The 15911-nt window shown below is 63.8% G+C and carries 15 protein-coding genes and 2 tRNA genes; 13 read left to right on the top strand and 4 right to left on the bottom strand.

Annotation, left to right across the window (positions count from 1 at the left end; all coding sequences use genetic code 11):
- Nucleotides 1-116: 116 nt before the first annotated feature.
- The 7 genes from thyA to FMM79_RS13460 all read left to right on the top strand — a co-directional run bounded on the left by thyA (nucleotide 117) and on the right by FMM79_RS13460 (nucleotide 7048).
- Nucleotides 117-1100, top strand: a complete 984-nt coding sequence (gene thyA / locus FMM79_RS13490) for a thymidylate synthase (protein ID WP_148627959.1) — start codon at nucleotides 117-119, stop codon at nucleotides 1098-1100.
- Between the two features lie 117 nt (nucleotides 1101-1217).
- Nucleotides 1218-2564 (top strand): thiamine pyrophosphate-dependent enzyme, encoded by a 1347-nt coding sequence (locus tag FMM79_RS13485; protein ID WP_371710917.1) that lies wholly within the window; start codon nucleotides 1218-1220, stop codon nucleotides 2562-2564.
- The gene (locus tag FMM79_RS13480; protein WP_240339171.1) at nucleotides 2561-3613 is read left to right on the top strand and encodes an alpha-ketoacid dehydrogenase subunit beta; all 1053 of its coding nucleotides are present in this window, start codon (nucleotides 2561-2563) and stop codon (nucleotides 3611-3613) included. The genes FMM79_RS13485 and FMM79_RS13480 overlap by 4 nt, the downstream gene beginning before the upstream one ends.
- Nucleotides 3614-3617: 4 nt before the next feature.
- Nucleotides 3618-5024 carry a dihydrolipoamide acetyltransferase family protein gene (locus tag FMM79_RS13475; RefSeq protein WP_148627958.1) on the top strand — a complete coding sequence of 469 codons (1407 nt, stop codon included), beginning with the start codon at nucleotides 3618-3620 and terminating at the stop codon, nucleotides 5022-5024.
- A 357-nt stretch (nucleotides 5025-5381) separates the two neighbouring features.
- A tRNA-Asp gene (locus FMM79_RS13470) sits at nucleotides 5382-5458 on the top strand.
- Between the two features lie 100 nt (nucleotides 5459-5558).
- Nucleotides 5559-5635: transfer RNA gene (locus FMM79_RS13465), tRNA-Asp, on the top strand.
- 102 nt (nucleotides 5636-5737) lie between these two features.
- A complete protein-coding gene (locus tag FMM79_RS13460; RefSeq protein ID WP_148627957.1) occupies nucleotides 5738-7048 on the top strand; it encodes an Hsp70 family protein in 1311 nt (436 codons plus the stop codon).
- A 15-nt stretch (nucleotides 7049-7063) separates the two neighbouring features.
- Here the strand turns inward: FMM79_RS13460 and FMM79_RS13455 are convergent, their stop codons facing one another.
- The 4 genes from FMM79_RS13455 to FMM79_RS13440 form a co-directional block, all read right to left on the bottom strand.
- A complete protein-coding gene (locus FMM79_RS13455; RefSeq protein ID WP_148627956.1) occupies nucleotides 7064-7279 on the bottom strand; it encodes a DUF2842 domain-containing protein in 216 nt (71 codons plus the stop codon).
- 3 nt (nucleotides 7280-7282) lie between these two features.
- Entirely contained in the window at nucleotides 7283-7879 is a 597-nt protein-coding gene (locus FMM79_RS13450) for a 5-formyltetrahydrofolate cyclo-ligase (RefSeq protein ID WP_148627955.1), read from the bottom strand.
- 560 nt (nucleotides 7880-8439) lie between these two features.
- Complete coding sequence (locus tag FMM79_RS13445) at nucleotides 8440-8790, bottom strand: cell division protein ZapA (RefSeq protein WP_148627954.1); 351 nt, start codon at nucleotides 8788-8790, stop codon at nucleotides 8440-8442.
- Nucleotides 8787-9014: a hypothetical protein gene (locus FMM79_RS13440; RefSeq protein ID WP_148627953.1), complete on the bottom strand. Its 228-nt coding sequence runs from the start codon at nucleotides 9012-9014 to the stop codon at nucleotides 8787-8789. The genes FMM79_RS13445 and FMM79_RS13440 overlap by 4 nt, the downstream gene beginning before the upstream one ends.
- Nucleotides 9015-9227: 213 nt before the next feature.
- Between FMM79_RS13440 and tkt the strand changes: the two genes are divergently transcribed.
- The 6 genes from tkt (at nucleotide 9228) to thiE (ending at nucleotide 15890) form a co-directional block, all read left to right on the top strand.
- Complete coding sequence (gene tkt / locus FMM79_RS13435) at nucleotides 9228-11216, top strand: transketolase (RefSeq protein ID WP_148627952.1); 1989 nt, start codon at nucleotides 9228-9230, stop codon at nucleotides 11214-11216.
- 15 nt (nucleotides 11217-11231) lie between these two features.
- On the top strand, nucleotides 11232-12239 hold the full coding sequence (gene gap, locus FMM79_RS13430; RefSeq protein ID WP_148627951.1) for a type I glyceraldehyde-3-phosphate dehydrogenase: 1008 nt from the start codon (nucleotides 11232-11234) through the stop codon (nucleotides 12237-12239).
- Between the two features lie 5 nt (nucleotides 12240-12244).
- Complete coding sequence (locus tag FMM79_RS13425; RefSeq protein WP_240339201.1) at nucleotides 12245-12721, top strand: MOSC domain-containing protein; 477 nt, start codon at nucleotides 12245-12247, stop codon at nucleotides 12719-12721.
- Nucleotides 12718-13917, top strand: coding sequence for a phosphoglycerate kinase (gene pgk, locus FMM79_RS13420; RefSeq protein ID WP_148627950.1), 1200 nt, complete (start codon nucleotides 12718-12720; stop codon nucleotides 13915-13917). The genes FMM79_RS13425 and pgk overlap by 4 nt, the downstream gene beginning before the upstream one ends.
- 265 nt (nucleotides 13918-14182) lie before the next feature.
- Nucleotides 14183-15094: a fructose bisphosphate aldolase gene (locus tag FMM79_RS13415; protein WP_148627949.1), complete on the top strand. Its 912-nt coding sequence runs from the start codon at nucleotides 14183-14185 to the stop codon at nucleotides 15092-15094.
- Nucleotides 15095-15236: 142 nt separating this feature from the next.
- Nucleotides 15237-15890 carry a thiamine phosphate synthase gene (gene thiE / locus FMM79_RS13410; protein ID WP_148627948.1) on the top strand — a complete coding sequence of 218 codons (654 nt, stop codon included), beginning with the start codon at nucleotides 15237-15239 and terminating at the stop codon, nucleotides 15888-15890.
- The last annotated feature ends 21 nt before the right edge of the window (nucleotides 15891-15911 follow it).

Raw genomic sequence — 15911 nt, 5'->3', positions numbered from 1 at the left:
CATGCACGCAGGCACTTTTCGGTCGCGCAAAGGCTTGCGTACGTAGAGATGCGGAGGCTTGGCCAGATCACTTTCGGCAATTGGCGGGGCTGGGCTGTTGCTATAGAGCCAAGCGGATGACCGAGACTCTGTCCCCCGCCAAGCCGACCGCTCCTGCCTCCCTTCATGCTGATGCCCGCCCGCGCCACTGGGAGTGGCAGTACCTCGATCTCATGCGCCACGTCTGGGAGCATGGGGACGAGCGGCGCGACCGTACCGGGGTGGGCACGCGCTCGGTTTTCGGGGCGACCATCCGCTTTGATCTCGCAGACGGGGCAATGCCCCTTCTCACCACCAAGCGGGTCTACTGGAAGACGGCGACGCGTGAGCTGATCTGGTTCCTGACCGGAGACACCAATATTCGTTCGCTGTGCACGCAGAACGTCCAGATCTGGACCGACTGGCCGTTGGATCGCTACCGCCGCGAGACGGGCGATGCGATCACGCGCGAAGCGTTCTCGCAGCGCATTGTCGAGGAGGCGGCCTTCGCGCGCGAATGGGGGGATCTTGGGCCCGTTTATGGCAAGCAGTGGGTCGACTGGCCAACCTACGAGCCGGTGGATGAGGGCTTGTTCCGGAAAGGGGAGGGCATCAACCAGGTCGCGCAGGTCGTCGAAAGCCTGAAAAGCAATCCTGGCAGTCGCCGCCACATCATTGAGGGGTGGAACGTCGCCGAACTCGATTCGATGGCGTTGCCGCCATGCCACAAGACCTACCAGTTCCATGTCGCGGACGGGAAGCTCTCGTGCCTGCTCTACCAGCGCAGCTGTGACCTGGGGCTGGGTTTTGCTTTCAACATGTGGTCGCTCGCCGCGCTGACGCGAATGATGGCCCAGCAATGCAACCTCGAGCCGGGTCACGCCGTTTGGACAGGAGGTGATGTCCATCTCTATCTCAACCACGGGGCGCTGGTGGAAGAGCAGCTTGCGCGTGAGCCTGCAGGCAAAGCGACGCTGGCCTTCGCACGCCGCCCGGCATCGATCTTCGACTATGCGATCGAGGATTTCGAGGTGACCGGGTACGCGCCGCAAGCCCATATCGCCGCGCCTGTCGCGGTCTAGATCAGGTTTCCGGAGCGATTGATTGACATTACCACGGTTTGAAATATTCTGACTTAACCGTGGAATTTTGATGCACTGCAAAAAATGACCGCAGGCGCTTGTTCTCACGGACCGTAAATGACGGGAGAGAACGTGATGGTCGACCAGACGGGACGAATCGGCATGCCGCGCGGCAATCTGCCGCCGCTTGAATTGCACGTCCCCGAGCCGCGCTTCCGGCCGGGCGATCCGGTCGACTATTCTTGGCTCGACATCCCCGGAGCCGGGGAGCTTCCCCGCTTCGACGAGGCTTGCGAAGCGCGCGAGACGATGCCCGCGACGCTGGGCATGGTCCGCGTACTCGATGAAAAACATCGGGCAGTGGGCCCCTGGGATCCGCGCCTCGATCCCGAAACACTGCGTCGGATCCTGCGGACCATGGCGCTCACCCGCGCCTTCGATGACCGGATGTACCGGGGGCAACGGCAGGGCAAGACCAGCTTCTACATGAAGTGCACCGGCGAGGAGGCGGTCTCGGTCGCCCATGCCTATGCCCTGGCGGGCGACGACATGGTCTTCCCCAGCTACCGCCAGCAGGGGATCCTGATCGCGCGTGACTATCCCCTCGTCGAGATGGTCAACCAGATCTATTCGAACCGGGCTGACCGGCTGAAGGGGCGCCAGCTTCCGATCATGTACTCGGCGCGCGACTATGGCTTCTTCACGATCTCGGGCAATCTGGCGACCCAGTTCCCGCAGGCCGTCGGCTGGGCCATGGCGAGCGCGATCAAGGGGGACACGCGCATCGCGACCAGCTTCGTGGGCGAGGGTTCGAGTGCGGAAGGCGACTTTCACGCCGCGATGACTTTTGCGGCCGTCTACAACGCGCCGGTGATCCTGAACGTGGTCAACAATCAGTGGGCGATCTCCAGCTTCTCCGGCTTCGCCGGGGCGGAGCGCTCGACCTTCGCCGCGCGCGCGGTGGGCTATGGCATTGCCGGGCTCAGGGTGGACGGTAACGACGCGCTCGCTGTCTACGCGGCGACGCAATGGGCGGCGAACCGCGCGCGGGCCAATAAGGGGCCTACGCTCATCGAGCACTTCACCTACCGCGCGGAAGGACATTCCACCTCGGACGATCCCAGCGCCTACCGTTCCGCGCACGAGCGCGAGGAATGGCCGCTCGGCGATCCGGTCATGCGTCTTGCGCGCCATCTCATTGCCCTTGGCGAATGGGATGACGAGCGCCATGCCGCCATGGACCGCGAGGTGGCCGAAGAGGTGAAGGCGGCGGCCAAAGCGGCGGAGAAGAACGGCGTGCTCGGCCACGGCTTCCACCATCCTTTCCATACGATGTTCGAGGACGTCTTCGAGGATTTGCCGTGGAACCTGCGGGAGCAAGCTGAGCAGGCCATCCGCGAGCGCGAGGCCAAGTGGCCCGCTGCCAAGGGTGCCGGCACGAGCGATCAAGGAGAGGGCGCATGATCGAGGAAACCGTCGTCAGCCTGCAGGAGGGCGAGGCGCGGCCGATGAACATGATCGAGGCCATCAATGATGCGCTGCACGTCATGATGGGCCACAATCCCGACATCGTCGTCTTTGGCGAGGACGTGGGCTACTTCGGCGGCGTGTTTCGCGCGACGGCGGGGCTTCAAGCCAAGTTCGGCAAGATGCGCGTCTTCGACACCCCCATCAACGAGTGTGGCATCATCGGCGCGGCGGTCGGTATGGCGGCCTATGGCCTGCGGCCCGTGCCCGAGATCCAGTTTGCCGACTATATATACCCTGGCCTCGACCAGCTGATTTCGGAAGCTGCGCGCCTGCGCTATCGCTCGGCGGGAGAGTTCACCGCGCCGATCACCGTGCGCTCCCCCTTTGGTGGGGGTATCTTTGGCGGACAGACCCACAGCCAGAGCCCGGAAGCGCTCTTCACCCACGTCTCGGGCCTAAAGACGGTGATACCATCCACCCCGCATGACGCGAAGGGGCTTCTCATCGCGGCGATCGAGGACAACGATCCCGTCATCTTCTTCGAGCCCAAGCGCATCTATAACGGCCCGTTCGACGGCTATTACGACCATCCGAGCAAGACTTGGAAGAACTACCCCGGCGGGCAGGTGCCTGAAGGCTACTATTCCATCCCGCTGGGCAAGGCGCGCACCGTGCGCGAGGGCTCGGCGATGACCGTGCTAGTCTACGGGACCATGGTTCACGTCGCCGAGGCGGTGCTCGCCGAAAAGGGCGTGGATGCGGATATCCTTGATCTGCGCACGCTCTGGCCGCTCGACATAGAGACTGTGGAAAAGTCTGTTCAGAAGACGGGCAAATGTCTCGTCATCCATGAGGCCACGCGCACCTCGGGCTTTGGCGCCGAGCTCGTCAGCCTCGTCCAGGAGCGCTGCTTCTATCATCTCGAAGCTCCGATCGAGCGCGTGACCGGCTTCGACACCCCGTACCCGCACAGTCTCGAGTGGGCCTATTTCCCCGGCCCGGTCCGCATCGGCGATGCGGTCGACCGCCTGATGAAGGAGTGATCCCATGGGTCGTTACACGTTTCGTCTTCCTGACATCGGGGAAGGGATTGCCGAAGCCGAGATCGTCGCCTGGCACGTCGTGGTGGGCGATCACGTCGAGGAGGACGCGCGCCTCGCCGACATGATGACCGACAAGGCCACGGTCGAGATGGAGAGCCCGGTCACGGGCACCGTCATCGAGATCGCGGGCGAGGCGGGCGAAATGGTGGCCATCGGATCGCCGCTCGTCGTGCTGGAAGTCGAAGGCGCGGGCAACGCGCGCGCGGAGGGGCCGCAAAAGTTCGAAGAGGTCCAGGTGCCTATCGAGGAGCCGGTGTCGGACAAGGCATCAGAGCCTGCATCTGCACCTAAGCCGTCTCCAGAGGCGCAGGAGAGGGTTGCCGTTCCGAAACCCGCTGCAAGCCCGCCAGCAAGCTCAGCAAGCTCAGCAAGCTCAGCAAGCTCAGCAAGCTCAGCAAGCTCAGCAAGCTCAGCAAGCTCAGCAAGCTCCGTAGCGCCAGCAACCGCCAAACCCAAAGTGGCCACTCAGGATGATGGCGCGCGTATCCTTGCCAGTCCGGCGGTGCGCAAGCGGGCAGCCGACCTGGGCATCGATCTTGGCGAGGTTCGCCCGGCCGAGGGTGGGCGCGTGCGCCATGGCGATCTCGACGCCTTTCTTTCCTATAACGCAAGTGGAGGCTTCCAGCCGACTGGGTGTACGGGTGAGGATGAGCAGGTGCGCGTCATTGGCCTGCGCCGCCGCATCGCCGAGAACATGGCTGCCTCCAAGCGCCACATCCCCCACTTTGCCTATGTCGAGGAATACGACGTAACGGCGCTCGAAGAGACACGCGCGCAACTGAATGCAGGGCGCGGCGAGCGCCCCAAGCTGACCATGCTTCCCTTCCTCATCGCGGCGATCTGCAAGTTGATCCCCAAGTACCCGATGCTGAACGCGCACTATGACGACGAGGTGGGCGTGGTGACGCGGTACGGTTCGGTGCACCTGGGTATGGCCGCGCAAACCGCTTCGGGCCTGATGGTTCCGGTTATCCGCGATGCGCAAGGCCGGAATCTGTGGCAATTGGCCGCCGAGATATCGCGGCTGGCCGAGGCCGCGCGCGAAGGGAAGGCCACGTCCGGTGAATTGAGTGGTTCGACCATCACCGTCACCTCGCTCGGCCCCAAGGGCGGGGTCGCCACGACGCCGGTCATCAACCGTCCCGAGGTCTGCATCATCGGCCCCAACCGCATTGTCGAGCGCCCGATGTTCGTCACCGATGCCAGTGGGACGGAGCGGATCGAAAAGCGCAAGACGATGAACATCTCAATGTCCTGCGACCACCGTGTCGTCGACGGGTGGGACGCGGCCAGCTTTGCGCAGGACCTCAAGACCGTGATCGAGGCGCCGGCGCTGATCCTCGCCGGATGAGGGCCCGGAGGCGAATCACGCTTGGCCTTTGATTCGTGCTGGCAGAAATTTTCACAGCACCCGGGATGTCCCGGAATTCTGCGAATTCCTGCGGTATTTGGTTTTGAAAACAGAAGTTTGGGTGAATTTATGGAAGCGGCCTCCATCCTCCTTGGCGCGGGATGGAGGGCGCGATGATACCGGCTGCGCCATTTTTTAGTCCTGCCTTTTTCCGCGCCAGCCACGCATTTCTGCGGGCCTTGGGAGGGGCAGCCGGAAGAGGGAGCAAAAAAATGCATTGGCCGCTGTAATTCCGTTGACAGGGTCGCCTCCCCGTCATAGATGCGCGGCTCCCAAGCGGACGCACCGCCCAAGTATGCGGGTGTAGCTCAGTTGGTTAGAGTGTCGGCCTGTCACGCCGAAGGTCGCGGGTTCGAGTCCCGTCACTCGCGCCACTTGGGAGTTGCTTCGTTTCAGTCTCGGCTGAACGGGGTCTTTCCGGGAAACCGGAGGAAAACAAAGGAATGCTCGGGTAACCGTTTATTCCATCGCTGCGCGGGTGTAGCTCAGTTGGTTAGAGTGTCGGCCTGTCACGCCGAAGGTCGCGGGTTCGAGTCCCGTCACTCGCGCCACTTTCCTTGCCGGGGAGTGGCCATACAGCGCGCAAGAGGCCGGGGTAACACCCGGCCTTTTTCCATTTCGGCGTATATTTCGGCACAGGATCTTATTTCGCGATGGTGGACAGCGCGCACCCGACTCTGGGCATCGACTTTGGCACGACCAATTCGGTCATGGCGCTGGCGGTCAGCGAAACCGAAGGGGAGATGATCCGCTTTGCCGCGCCGGCTGGCGCAAGCTCGGTCTTCCGCTCGGCACTGTGTTTCTGGCAGGAAGAGGGCGTGCGGGGCGGCCTCGCCCATGAAGCGGGCCCCTGGGCGATCGAGGAGTTCCTCGAGTTTCCGCAAGGTTCGCGCTTTATCCAGTCCTTCAAGTCGGTGGCGGCCAACCCCGCGTTCGAGACCGCAGGCATCTTCGAGAAGCGTTACCGTTTCGAGGATATGGGCAAGGTCTTTCTGGATCACCTCCTGGCGCACGCGGGCGATGCGCTGCGGGACCTGCCCGAGCGCATCGTCGTGGGGCGTCCCGTACGCTATGTCGGCGCGCGCGCCGATGCGCAGCTGGCCCGCACGCGTTATGATGCGATGTTCGCCAGCCTCGGGCGAGAGGTACATTATGTCTATGAGCCTGTGGGGGCGGCCTTTAGTTTCGCTTCGCGTCTGAGCGAACCCGCAACGCTCATGGTTGCCGACTTTGGGGGCGGTACGAGTGACTTTTCCATCGTCCGGGTCGAAGCGCCAGGGACGATGCAGCGCTGCACGCCGCTTGCTGCGGCGGGTATCGGCCTTGCCGGGGACCGTTTCGATTTCCGCATCATGGACAACCTTGTCCTGCCGCAGCTGGGCAAGGGCGGGACGTACCGGTCCTTCGACAAGGTGCTGGAGATTCCGCCGGGGCACTTCACCGATTTCGCCGACTGGTCGCGCCTTGCCATGATGCGGAACAAGCGTACGCTCGAGCAACTCAACAAGCTCAAGCAGAATGCGACCGATCCGGCCTCGATCGCCCGCATGATCGCGGTGATCGAAAATGAGCTCGGCTTCGGTCTTTACGAGGCGGTGGGGGCTCTCAAGCGCGCTCTGTCCAGTGGGGAGCAGGCCGTGCTCGACTTCGAGAGCGAGGACTTGCGTATTCACGCTGAAGTGGCGCGCCCCGATTTCGAGAGCTGGATCGCGCCGGACCTTGCCCGCATCGGTGAGACGGTCGATGAGGCACTGGGCCGCGCCGCTCTGGCGCCCGAGCAGATCGACCATGTTTTCCTGACGGGCGGGTCCTCGTTGATCCCGGCTGTGCGCCGCCTGTTCGTGCAGCGCTTCGGGGAGGCACGCCTGGCAAGCGGCGATGAGCTGACCTCGATCGCGCACGGCCTTGCGATGATCGGTCAGTCAGGCGACCTTGCGCAATGGTCCGCGCGCGACGAGGTCTGAGCGGGCGCGGGTGCCTCAGCCCCAGCGGCCGGTCTCCATCCACGCCAGATAGCGCTTTAGCGGAAAGATCCAGACGATACCGAGGACGACGTAGACCGGTAGCTGGAGAAGCGCATGCCAGTCCGCGATCACGGGGTGCACGTAGCGCGCGATCAAGATGCCATAGACGAGCAGGACTGCGCACAGCGCCAGTACGCCCACGGGGATGCGCCACGTCGGGGTTTCGCGCATGTCTCAGTCTACCCCGTGATAGATTCGCGTGGGTGTGACCACGGCGCTGAGCGGCTGGTCGTGCGATTCAACCGGCAGTTCGTCGGCAAGTTGGCAGTCCCAGGCAAGCCCAATGGCTTTCGTGTTGGGGTTGGCTGCAAGCCAGCGGTCATAGTGCCCGCCACCCTGGCCCAGGCGGTGGCCCTCCTGCGTGAACGCTATCAAGGGGACGACGACGATGTCCGGGGCCGCAAAGGAGGCCATGCCGGTCGGCTGGGGCATGCGGTAGGGACCTTCTTCCAGTGCCTCCTCGTCGAAGGGGTTGGCCCATTCGCGAAATTCCATGGGGGCACTGCGCGCGGCAAAGCGGGGAAGTGCAACCTGGCGGTCGTTCTCGGTAAACCAGCGCGCCCACCCCAGGGAAGGCGCTTCGGGGCCGAGCGGGTAATAGAGGCCAACGGTCGCTCCCTCCGGGATTATGTCGCTGACCGGAGCCGGGGGGCGATTGAGAATCAGGGCGCGCAGGTTCTCGGGCAGGCTGGCGACGTGTTCGGCGCGCGCTGCTCGGAATTTTCTGCGCAGGAGGGCCTTCGTATCGGTCAGGCTGGGAGGGGATACCATCAAACGTCTTCCTGAGCGCCGCTCGCGGGAGGCGAGGGCGTCCAAGGGGACTAGCGCAGGCCGGGCCTTGCAACAATGGTCGTATGGCAGGGGCGTGGTGCGTGTGGAAGCATGATGCTCCTGGCGGGCTTTCTGTTCGCACCCGGCGGCCTTGTGCGACCGCATTCAGGGTGGCTTCCAGGCTTTCCTCGCATTCAAGGCTCATCCGGATTTCCGGATTGGATTGAGTGTGACTTGGCAACCGCTGGAGGTGTCGTCGCGGATGTGGCCCTTGCTGCGACTGTTGCCATGGCCCTTGCCGGGGGGGCTTCGATTCCTGTGGGATGTGTTGCCGCGCACGGTTGCGGGCGGACCCTCAGGCGAAAGACCAGATCGGATCGGGGGAAAACGGTGACGGGTCCACCATGGGTCGTTTTCCTAGAACTCCTCTGACGCCTCAACGTCAGGTGGGGGCCATATACGTCGGACCACGGTCCGGGTAGGGACAGCCCCCTAGGATTGCTTATAGCCTCAGGGATGTTCGAACGGATCGTGCCGGGCAGATCCCGTCGCACTTCTAATTAGAGATCCTTTGCTCCATCCTCAAGTGGCGTCTCGAGCAGGTCGGCAAGTTTTTCCATCTTTTCGGCAATCCGTGAGAGGCGTGCCGTCTCTTCTGGATCCGGGGCGGAGGCCTCTCTACCCGTAGGTGAGGGCGCGGCGGTGCCAGCGCTACGCTTCAGTTCGTCGTTCTCGTCCGCGAGCAGGAGGGCGGCGAAAAGGAGCATTCGCGCTTCCGACAGGCCGCGCGCATTGGCCGCGTCGACCTTGTCGGCGATGACCTTGCCGAGCGCGCGGACATGCTCTTCCTCACCCGGACCACAGCCAACGAGGAAGTCGCGTCCGCCGATGACCAGTTCGACGTTGTTCATGGTGCGCTCCCTTCGATCAGAGTGTCGAGCTCGCCCAGCGTCTCCTCGACGCGGGTGCGGAGCGCGCCGTGACGCTGGATGAGGGCGTCCTCGGCGCGCAGGCGGTGCGCGCAGGCACTCTCAATGCGGGCAAGGGCGGCTTCGATCCGGGCAAGGGGGGAGGCGTCGGGGGCCTCGCCCGTCTCGGCGGACGGCGCGGGCAGGACAGTTTCTGTCTCTTCCATGGTGTCTCGCTATCGCACTAGCCGCAGAACGCAATCGTCTTGGCGCGTTTGTTCACAAGCCAGCCTGTTTTGCCGGGCGATTGTGCGCATGTCCAAGATTGGGCTGGACGGCGCATTTCCGCGGTGCTGAACTTGACGACGGTGTGGCCTGCCCTAAAGGGGGTCGGCAAGTCCGAATCATAGTGTAATAATCCGTTTTCCGGAGCCAGTCTGATGACCCTTGCCCCCGCCCGCCTTGCGCCGATGGCCAACGCCATTCGCGCGCTTTCCATGGACGCGGTCCAGGCGGCGAACTCTGGCCACCCCGGCATGCCGATGGGCATGGCCGACGTTGCCACCGTTCTCTACGCCAAGCACCTCAAGTTCGATCCGAAGAACCCGCAGTGGGCCGATCGCGACCGCTTTGTGCTGTCGGCAGGGCACGGCTCGATGCTGATGTATTCGCTGCTGTACCTCACCGGCTACGAGAGCCCGACGATCGAGGATATCCGCAACTTCCGCCAGATGGGCAGCCCTTGCGCGGGCCACCCGGAAAACTTCCTGCTGGACGGCGTGGAATGCACCACGGGGCCGCTGGGCCAGGGTCTGGCGATGGCGGTCGGCATGGCGATGGCCGAGCGTCAGCTCAACGCGACCTTCGGCGATGACCTCGTTGACCACAACACCTGGGTGATCGCGGGCGACGGCTGCCTCATGGAAGGCATCAACCACGAGGCGATCGGCCTTGCCGGTACGCTGGGCCTAGGTAAGCTCAAGGTCCTGTGGGACGACAACGACATCACCATCGATGGCAAGACCGGCCTGTCGACCTCGGAAGACATTCCCGCACGCTATCGCGCTTCGGGTTGGGACGTCTTCTCGTGCGACGGCCATGATTTCGCCGATATCGAGCGTGCGCTCGCGGAAGCGGCGGCTTCGGACAAGCCCTCGCTCGTTGCCTGCAAGACGGTCATCGGCAAGGGCGCACCCAACAAGCAGGGCGGCTCGGGTGTCCACGGCTCGCCGCTGGGGGCAGATGAAATCGTCGCGGCGCGCGAAGTCCTGGGCTGGAGCGCGGAACCTTTCGTGATCCCCGAGGACATCCTCGCCGACTGGCGTTCGCTCGGTGATAAGGGCGCCGAAGCGCGCGAAGCTTGGGAAGCGCGCAAGGTCTCGCACCCGGAAGCGGGCGAGTTCAGCCGCCGCATGGCCGGCGACCTGCCCGACACCGACGAGGTTGCCAAGACCTTTGCCGGCTGGCTGGAAGGCGATGCCAATATCGCCACCCGCAAGGCCTCGGAAAACTGCCTCAACGTGCTCGCTCCGGCGCTGCCCGAGATGATCGGCGGTTCGGCCGACCTTACCGGCTCGAACAACACCAAGGCCAAGTGCCAGGACCCGTTCACGGCCGAGAACTACGCCGGTCGCTATGTCTACTACGGCATCCGCGAGTTCGGCATGGCTGCGGCGATGAACGGCATGGCGCTGCACGGCGGCGTGATCCCCTACGGCGGCACGTTCCTGATCTTCTCGGACTACTGCCGCAACGCGATCCGTCTCTCGGCCCTGCAGCAGGTCCGCGCGATCTATGTGCTGACCCATGACAGCATCGGCCTTGGCGAAGACGGCCCGACCCACCAGCCGGTGGAGCAGGTCATGTCGCTGCGCCTGATCCCCAACCTCAACGTCTTCCGTCCTGCCGACGTGATCGAGACGGCCGAGTGTTGGAACATTGCGCTGCAGACCCAGGAAACCCCCTCGGTCCTCGCGCTGACCCGCCAGAACCTGCCGCAGCTGCGCACGTCGGGCGAAATGCTTTCGGCACGCGGCGCCTACACGCTGCGCGCGGCGGAAGGGGACCGCAAGGTCATCCTCATCGCCAGCGGTTCGGAAGTCGAGCTGGCCTGCACCGTGCGGGACGAACTCCAGGCCCAGGGCATCGGCGCGGACGTGGTTTCGATGCCGTGCATGGAACTCTTCGACACGCAGGAAGAGGCCTACAAACACGAAGTGCTGCCCCATGATCCCTCGATCCTCAAGGTCTCGATCGAGGCCGGCACGACGATGGGTTGGGAGCGCTACACCGCGACAAGCCGCAATGGCGGCCTCAATATCGGTCTGGACCGTTTCGGCGCGTCGGCCCCGGCCAAGGATCTGTTCGCTCGCTTCGGCTTCTCGGCCGCTTCGATCGTTCCCAAGGTCCTCGAAAAGCTTAGCGTCTAAGGAGGAGATTTGAATATGGCGACCAAGGTTGCGATCAACGGTTTCGGACGTATCGGGCGTCTTGTGGCCCGCGCTATTCTCGAACGTCCCGACTGCGGTCTGGAACTGGTCTCGATCAACGACCTGGCCGACACCAAGTCGAACGCTCTCCTCTTTGGCTTTGACACCACGCACGGGCGTTTCCCGGGCACGGTCGAGGCCGGCGAAGGCAAGATCATCGTCAACGGCAAGGAAATTGCCGTGACCGCCGAGCGTAACCCGGGTGACCTGCCGCACGCGGCACAGGGCATCGACATCGTGCTCGAGTGCACCGGCATCTTCCAGTCGAAGGAGGCCTCGCAGCCCCACCTCGACGCCGGTGCCAAGCGCGTGCTGATCTCGGCTCCCGCGACGGGCGTCGACAACACCGTCGTCTTCGGTGTGAACCACGAAACGCTGACGGCCGACCACATCGTCGTGTCGAACGCCTCGTGCACCACAAACTGCCTGGCGCCCGTCGCCAAGGTGCTGAACGACACCGTCGGTATTGAGCGTGGCTTCATGACCACGATCCACTCGTACACCAACGATCAGCGCATGCTCGACCAGATGCACAAGGATCTGCGCCGCGCCCGTGCCGGTGCGGCCAACATGATCCCGACCACCACCGGCGCGGCCCGCGCGGTCGGTCTCGTCCTGCCCGAACTAAAGGGCAAGCTCGACGGTTCGTCGGTGCGTGTGCCGACCCCGAACGTCAGCCTCGTCGACCTTTGCTTCGTGCCCCAGAAGGACACCACGGTCGAAGAGATCAACGCCGCGCTCAAAGCTGCTGCCGAAGGCCCGATGAAGGGCGTTCTTGACTTCACCGATCAGCCGCTCGTCTCCTCGGACTTCAACCACTACCCGGCTTCGTCGACCGTCGACAGCCTGGAGACGGCGGTCATGGAAGGCAAGTTCGTGCGCGTCGTGTCGTGGTACGACAACGAGTGGGGCTTCTCGAACCGTATGCTCGACACCGCAGGAGCGATGGCGAAGTTCCTCTGAACGTGATGTCGGCGCACGGCACGCTCCAGGGCATTGCGCGGCGAACGCGTTCGCGTGCGCTCATGGAGACCGTGCCGCGGGCCGAAGTGACAATCGCCGCGGGAATCCAGGGGGATTCCCGCGGCGTTGCACGTGAGGGCACGATCCCGCGCCGTCAGGTGGCGCTGATCGAGGCCGAAAGCTGGCAGGCGGCGATGGTCGACTTGGGGCTAATGCCGGGCATGGAACTGCCCTGGTATGCGCGCCGGGCGAACCTGTGCGTGTCGGGCTTGCGTCTCCCGCGTGAAGCGGGCGGCGTGCTCGCGGTCGGTCCGACCTGCCAGATCGAGACAACCATGGAATGCGATCCATGCACCCGCATGGATGAGATCGCGCCCGGGCTCATGGCCGCGCTGACGTCGGATTGGCGCGGCGGTGTGCTGGGCCGGGTCATACGCGACGGACCCGTCTCCGTCGGTGACGAGGTGAGGATAGTTAGATGAGCGCTTTCAAGACTTTGGATGACCTTGGCGATGTAGCCGGGAAGGTCGCGCTGGTGCGCGTGGACCTTAACCTGCCGATGCAGGATGGCCTCGTGACCGACATTACCCGCATCCGGGCTGCGGTGCCCACCATCACCGACCTGTGCGCCAGGGGCGCAAAGGTCCTTCTGCTCGCCCACTTCGGCCGCCCCAAGGGCGAGCGCCACTCGCAGATGTCGCTCTCGATGGTCGTAGGCGCGGTCGAAAAGGTGCTGGGCAAGGAAGTGATGTTCGTGCCCGAGATTGCCGGCGACGTCGTCGCGCAGACGGTGGGCATCCTCAAGGGCGGCGATGTCGCCATCCTCGAGAACACCCGCTTCTGGAAAGGCGAGGAAAAGAACGATCCCGAACTGGCCGCGGCGATTGCGGCCAATGCCGATTTCTACGTGAACGATGCCTTCTCGGCCGCGCACCGCGCGCACGCCACCACCGAAGGTCTTGCCCATGTGCTTCCCGCTTACGCGGGCCGTTCGATGCAGGCCGAACTCGAAGCGCTCGACAAGGCGTTGGGCGCGCCGGTGAAGCCGGTGGCGGCTCTCGTCGGCGGCGCGAAGGTCTCGTCCAAGCTTGACGTGCTCAAGCATCTTGTCACTCAGGTCGATCACCTGATGATCGGCGGCGGCATGGCCAACACCTTCCTCGCCGCGAAGGGGGTGGACGTGGGCAAGTCGCTGTGTGAACATAACTTGTTGGACACTGCCATAGACATCCTCGCCAACGCCGAAGCCAGCGGGTGCACCGTGCACCTGCCGTACGAGGTCGTGGTCTCCAAGGAATTTGCGGCCAACCCGGAATCGCTGCGTACCTGCAACGTGCACGAAGTTGCAGGCGACGAGATGATCCTTGATGCCGGGCCGCTGGCCGTCGAGGCTCTGGCCGATGCGCTCAAGACCTGCCGCACGCTGGTCTGGAACGGCCCGCTTGGCGCTTTCGAGATGGAGCCCTTCGATGCTGCGACCGTCTCGCTGGCCCGCACGGCCGCAGCGCTCACCATCGAGGGTACGCTGACTTCGGTCGCTGGCGGTGGAGACACCGTTTCGGCTTTGAACCACGCCGGGGTGGCCGAGGATTTCTCGTACATCTCGACTGCGGGCGGCGCTTTCCTGGAATGGATGGAAGGCAAAGAACTGCCGGGCGTCGCGGCACTCTCGGCCTGAGCAGATCGGGCCGCTGGACATATGGCGGCCCACTATACTGCGCTGCAGCAAGGGCACGGAACGAGGCTGACCGGATCCACGAGGAGGCGTGGTTCGGACATCCCGCTCCGGCACACGGGCCATTCACTGGCCGCCAGGCCTATCTGGTCTGGTTCGGAATTATTGTATCCTCAAGATACATCATGGCACCTTTGCCGCAGTTGCGAATTTCTTGGACGGGCTCTAGCCTGCCATCCACACGACGCATGACTTGAGGAGGAGTTTTATGCAAGTTTCGGAAATGACGGCCAAAATAGCCGATGGTGACGGTTTCATTGCCGCGCTCGACCAGAGTGGCGGGTCTACCCCCAAGGCGCTAAAGGGCTATGGCATCGAGGACGATGCCTGGGGCTCGGAAGAAGAGATGTTCGGCCTCATCCACGAGATGCGCAGCCGCATCATCTCCTCGCCGGTGTTCACCGGCGAGAAGGTTATCGGGGCGATCCTGTTCGAACGCACGATGGATGGCACCGTGGGTGGCGTGCCGACCCCGTCCGCGCTGATTGCCAAGGGCATTGTGCCCTTCATCAAGATCGACAAGGGCCTTGAGGACGAAGCCAACGGCGTGCAGCTGATGAAGCCGATGCCCACGCTCGATGCGTTGCTTGAACGTTCCAAGGCGCTGGGCGTCTTCGGCACGAAGGAGCGCTCGGTGATCCATTCGGCCAATGCCGAAGGTATCGCTGCGGTTGTTGAGCAGCAGTTCGAGATCGGTGCACAGGTCATCTCACACGGCATGATGCCGATCATCGAGCCTGAGGTGAACATCAAGAGCGAGACGCGCGCCCAGTGTGACACGATCCTGTGCGCAGAAATCGTCAAGAACCTCGACGCGCTGCCCGAGGGCCAGAAGGTCATGCTCAAGCTCTCGCTCCCGGTCGTGCCGGGCACGTTCGATGCGCTTGTCGATCACCCCAAGGTACTGCGCGTAGTAGCGCTTTCGGGCGGTTTCTCACGCGATGAGGCCTGTGTCGAACTGGCCAAGAACAAGGGCATCATCGCCAGCTTTAGCCGCGCGCTCCTGTCCGAGCTACGCGCACAGATGAGCGACGATGAATTCGACGCCGCCCTTGGCGAGGCGATCGATGCGATCTACACGGGCTCGACCCAGAAAGTCGCGGCGGCTGCTGCAGCCTGATCGCCGTCTCGGCGTGCCGGTCGCGCCATGACGCAATGTGCGGGGCGCTTTCCTCTGGGGTGGCGCCCCGTTTCGTTTCACTTTGCCTCCCACGTTGTGAGGCGGCTTCCCTTGGCGAGCGGATTTTTCTAAGGGACAGGCCATGACCGACAACACCGATATCGAACGCGAACCCACGCAGCTCTACCTGATTTCGCCGCTGGAGGTGGGTGGCGACTTTCCCCAGCGCCTGGAGCGTGCGCTCGACGCGGGAGATGTCGCGGCTTTCCAGTTTCGCGTGAAGGATATCGACCAGCACGAGGCAGTGCGCCTGGCCGAGCCGTTGCAGGCGATCTGTGCGACGCGCGGCGTGGCCTTCATCGTCAACGATTCGATCAGCCTCGCCAAGCGCCTCAAGGCCGATGGAGTGCATCTGGGCCAGGACGACGACACCGTCGAGGACGCGCGCAAGGCGCTGGGCATGGATGCGCAGATCGGGGTGACCTGCCACGATAGCCGTCACCTTGCCATGGAAGCAGGCGATGCGGGCGCGGATTACGTCGCCTTCGGGGCTTATTTTCCGACGACCACGAAGGAGACCAAGCACGTCGCGGGCACGGACCTGCTCGAATGGTGGCAAGCCATCTTCGAGATTCCGTGTGTCGCCATAGGGGGCGTCACGCCCGAGAATTGCGTGGATCTGGTTCGGAAGGGCGCGGACTTCATCGCGGTTTCGGGCGCGGTCTGGAACGGGGATGAGGCCGAAGCGGTGGCCGCGTTCACCAAGGCCATCGCCGAGGGTATGACCCCGGCCTGATTGGCTATTCCGGCGCGCATC

The sequence above is a fragment of the Novosphingobium sp. BW1 genome (genome assembly GCF_008107685.1).
Classification (GTDB): Bacteria; Pseudomonadota; Alphaproteobacteria; order Sphingomonadales; family Sphingomonadaceae; genus Novosphingobium.
This window is presented reverse-complemented; position numbering and strand designations above follow the sequence as displayed.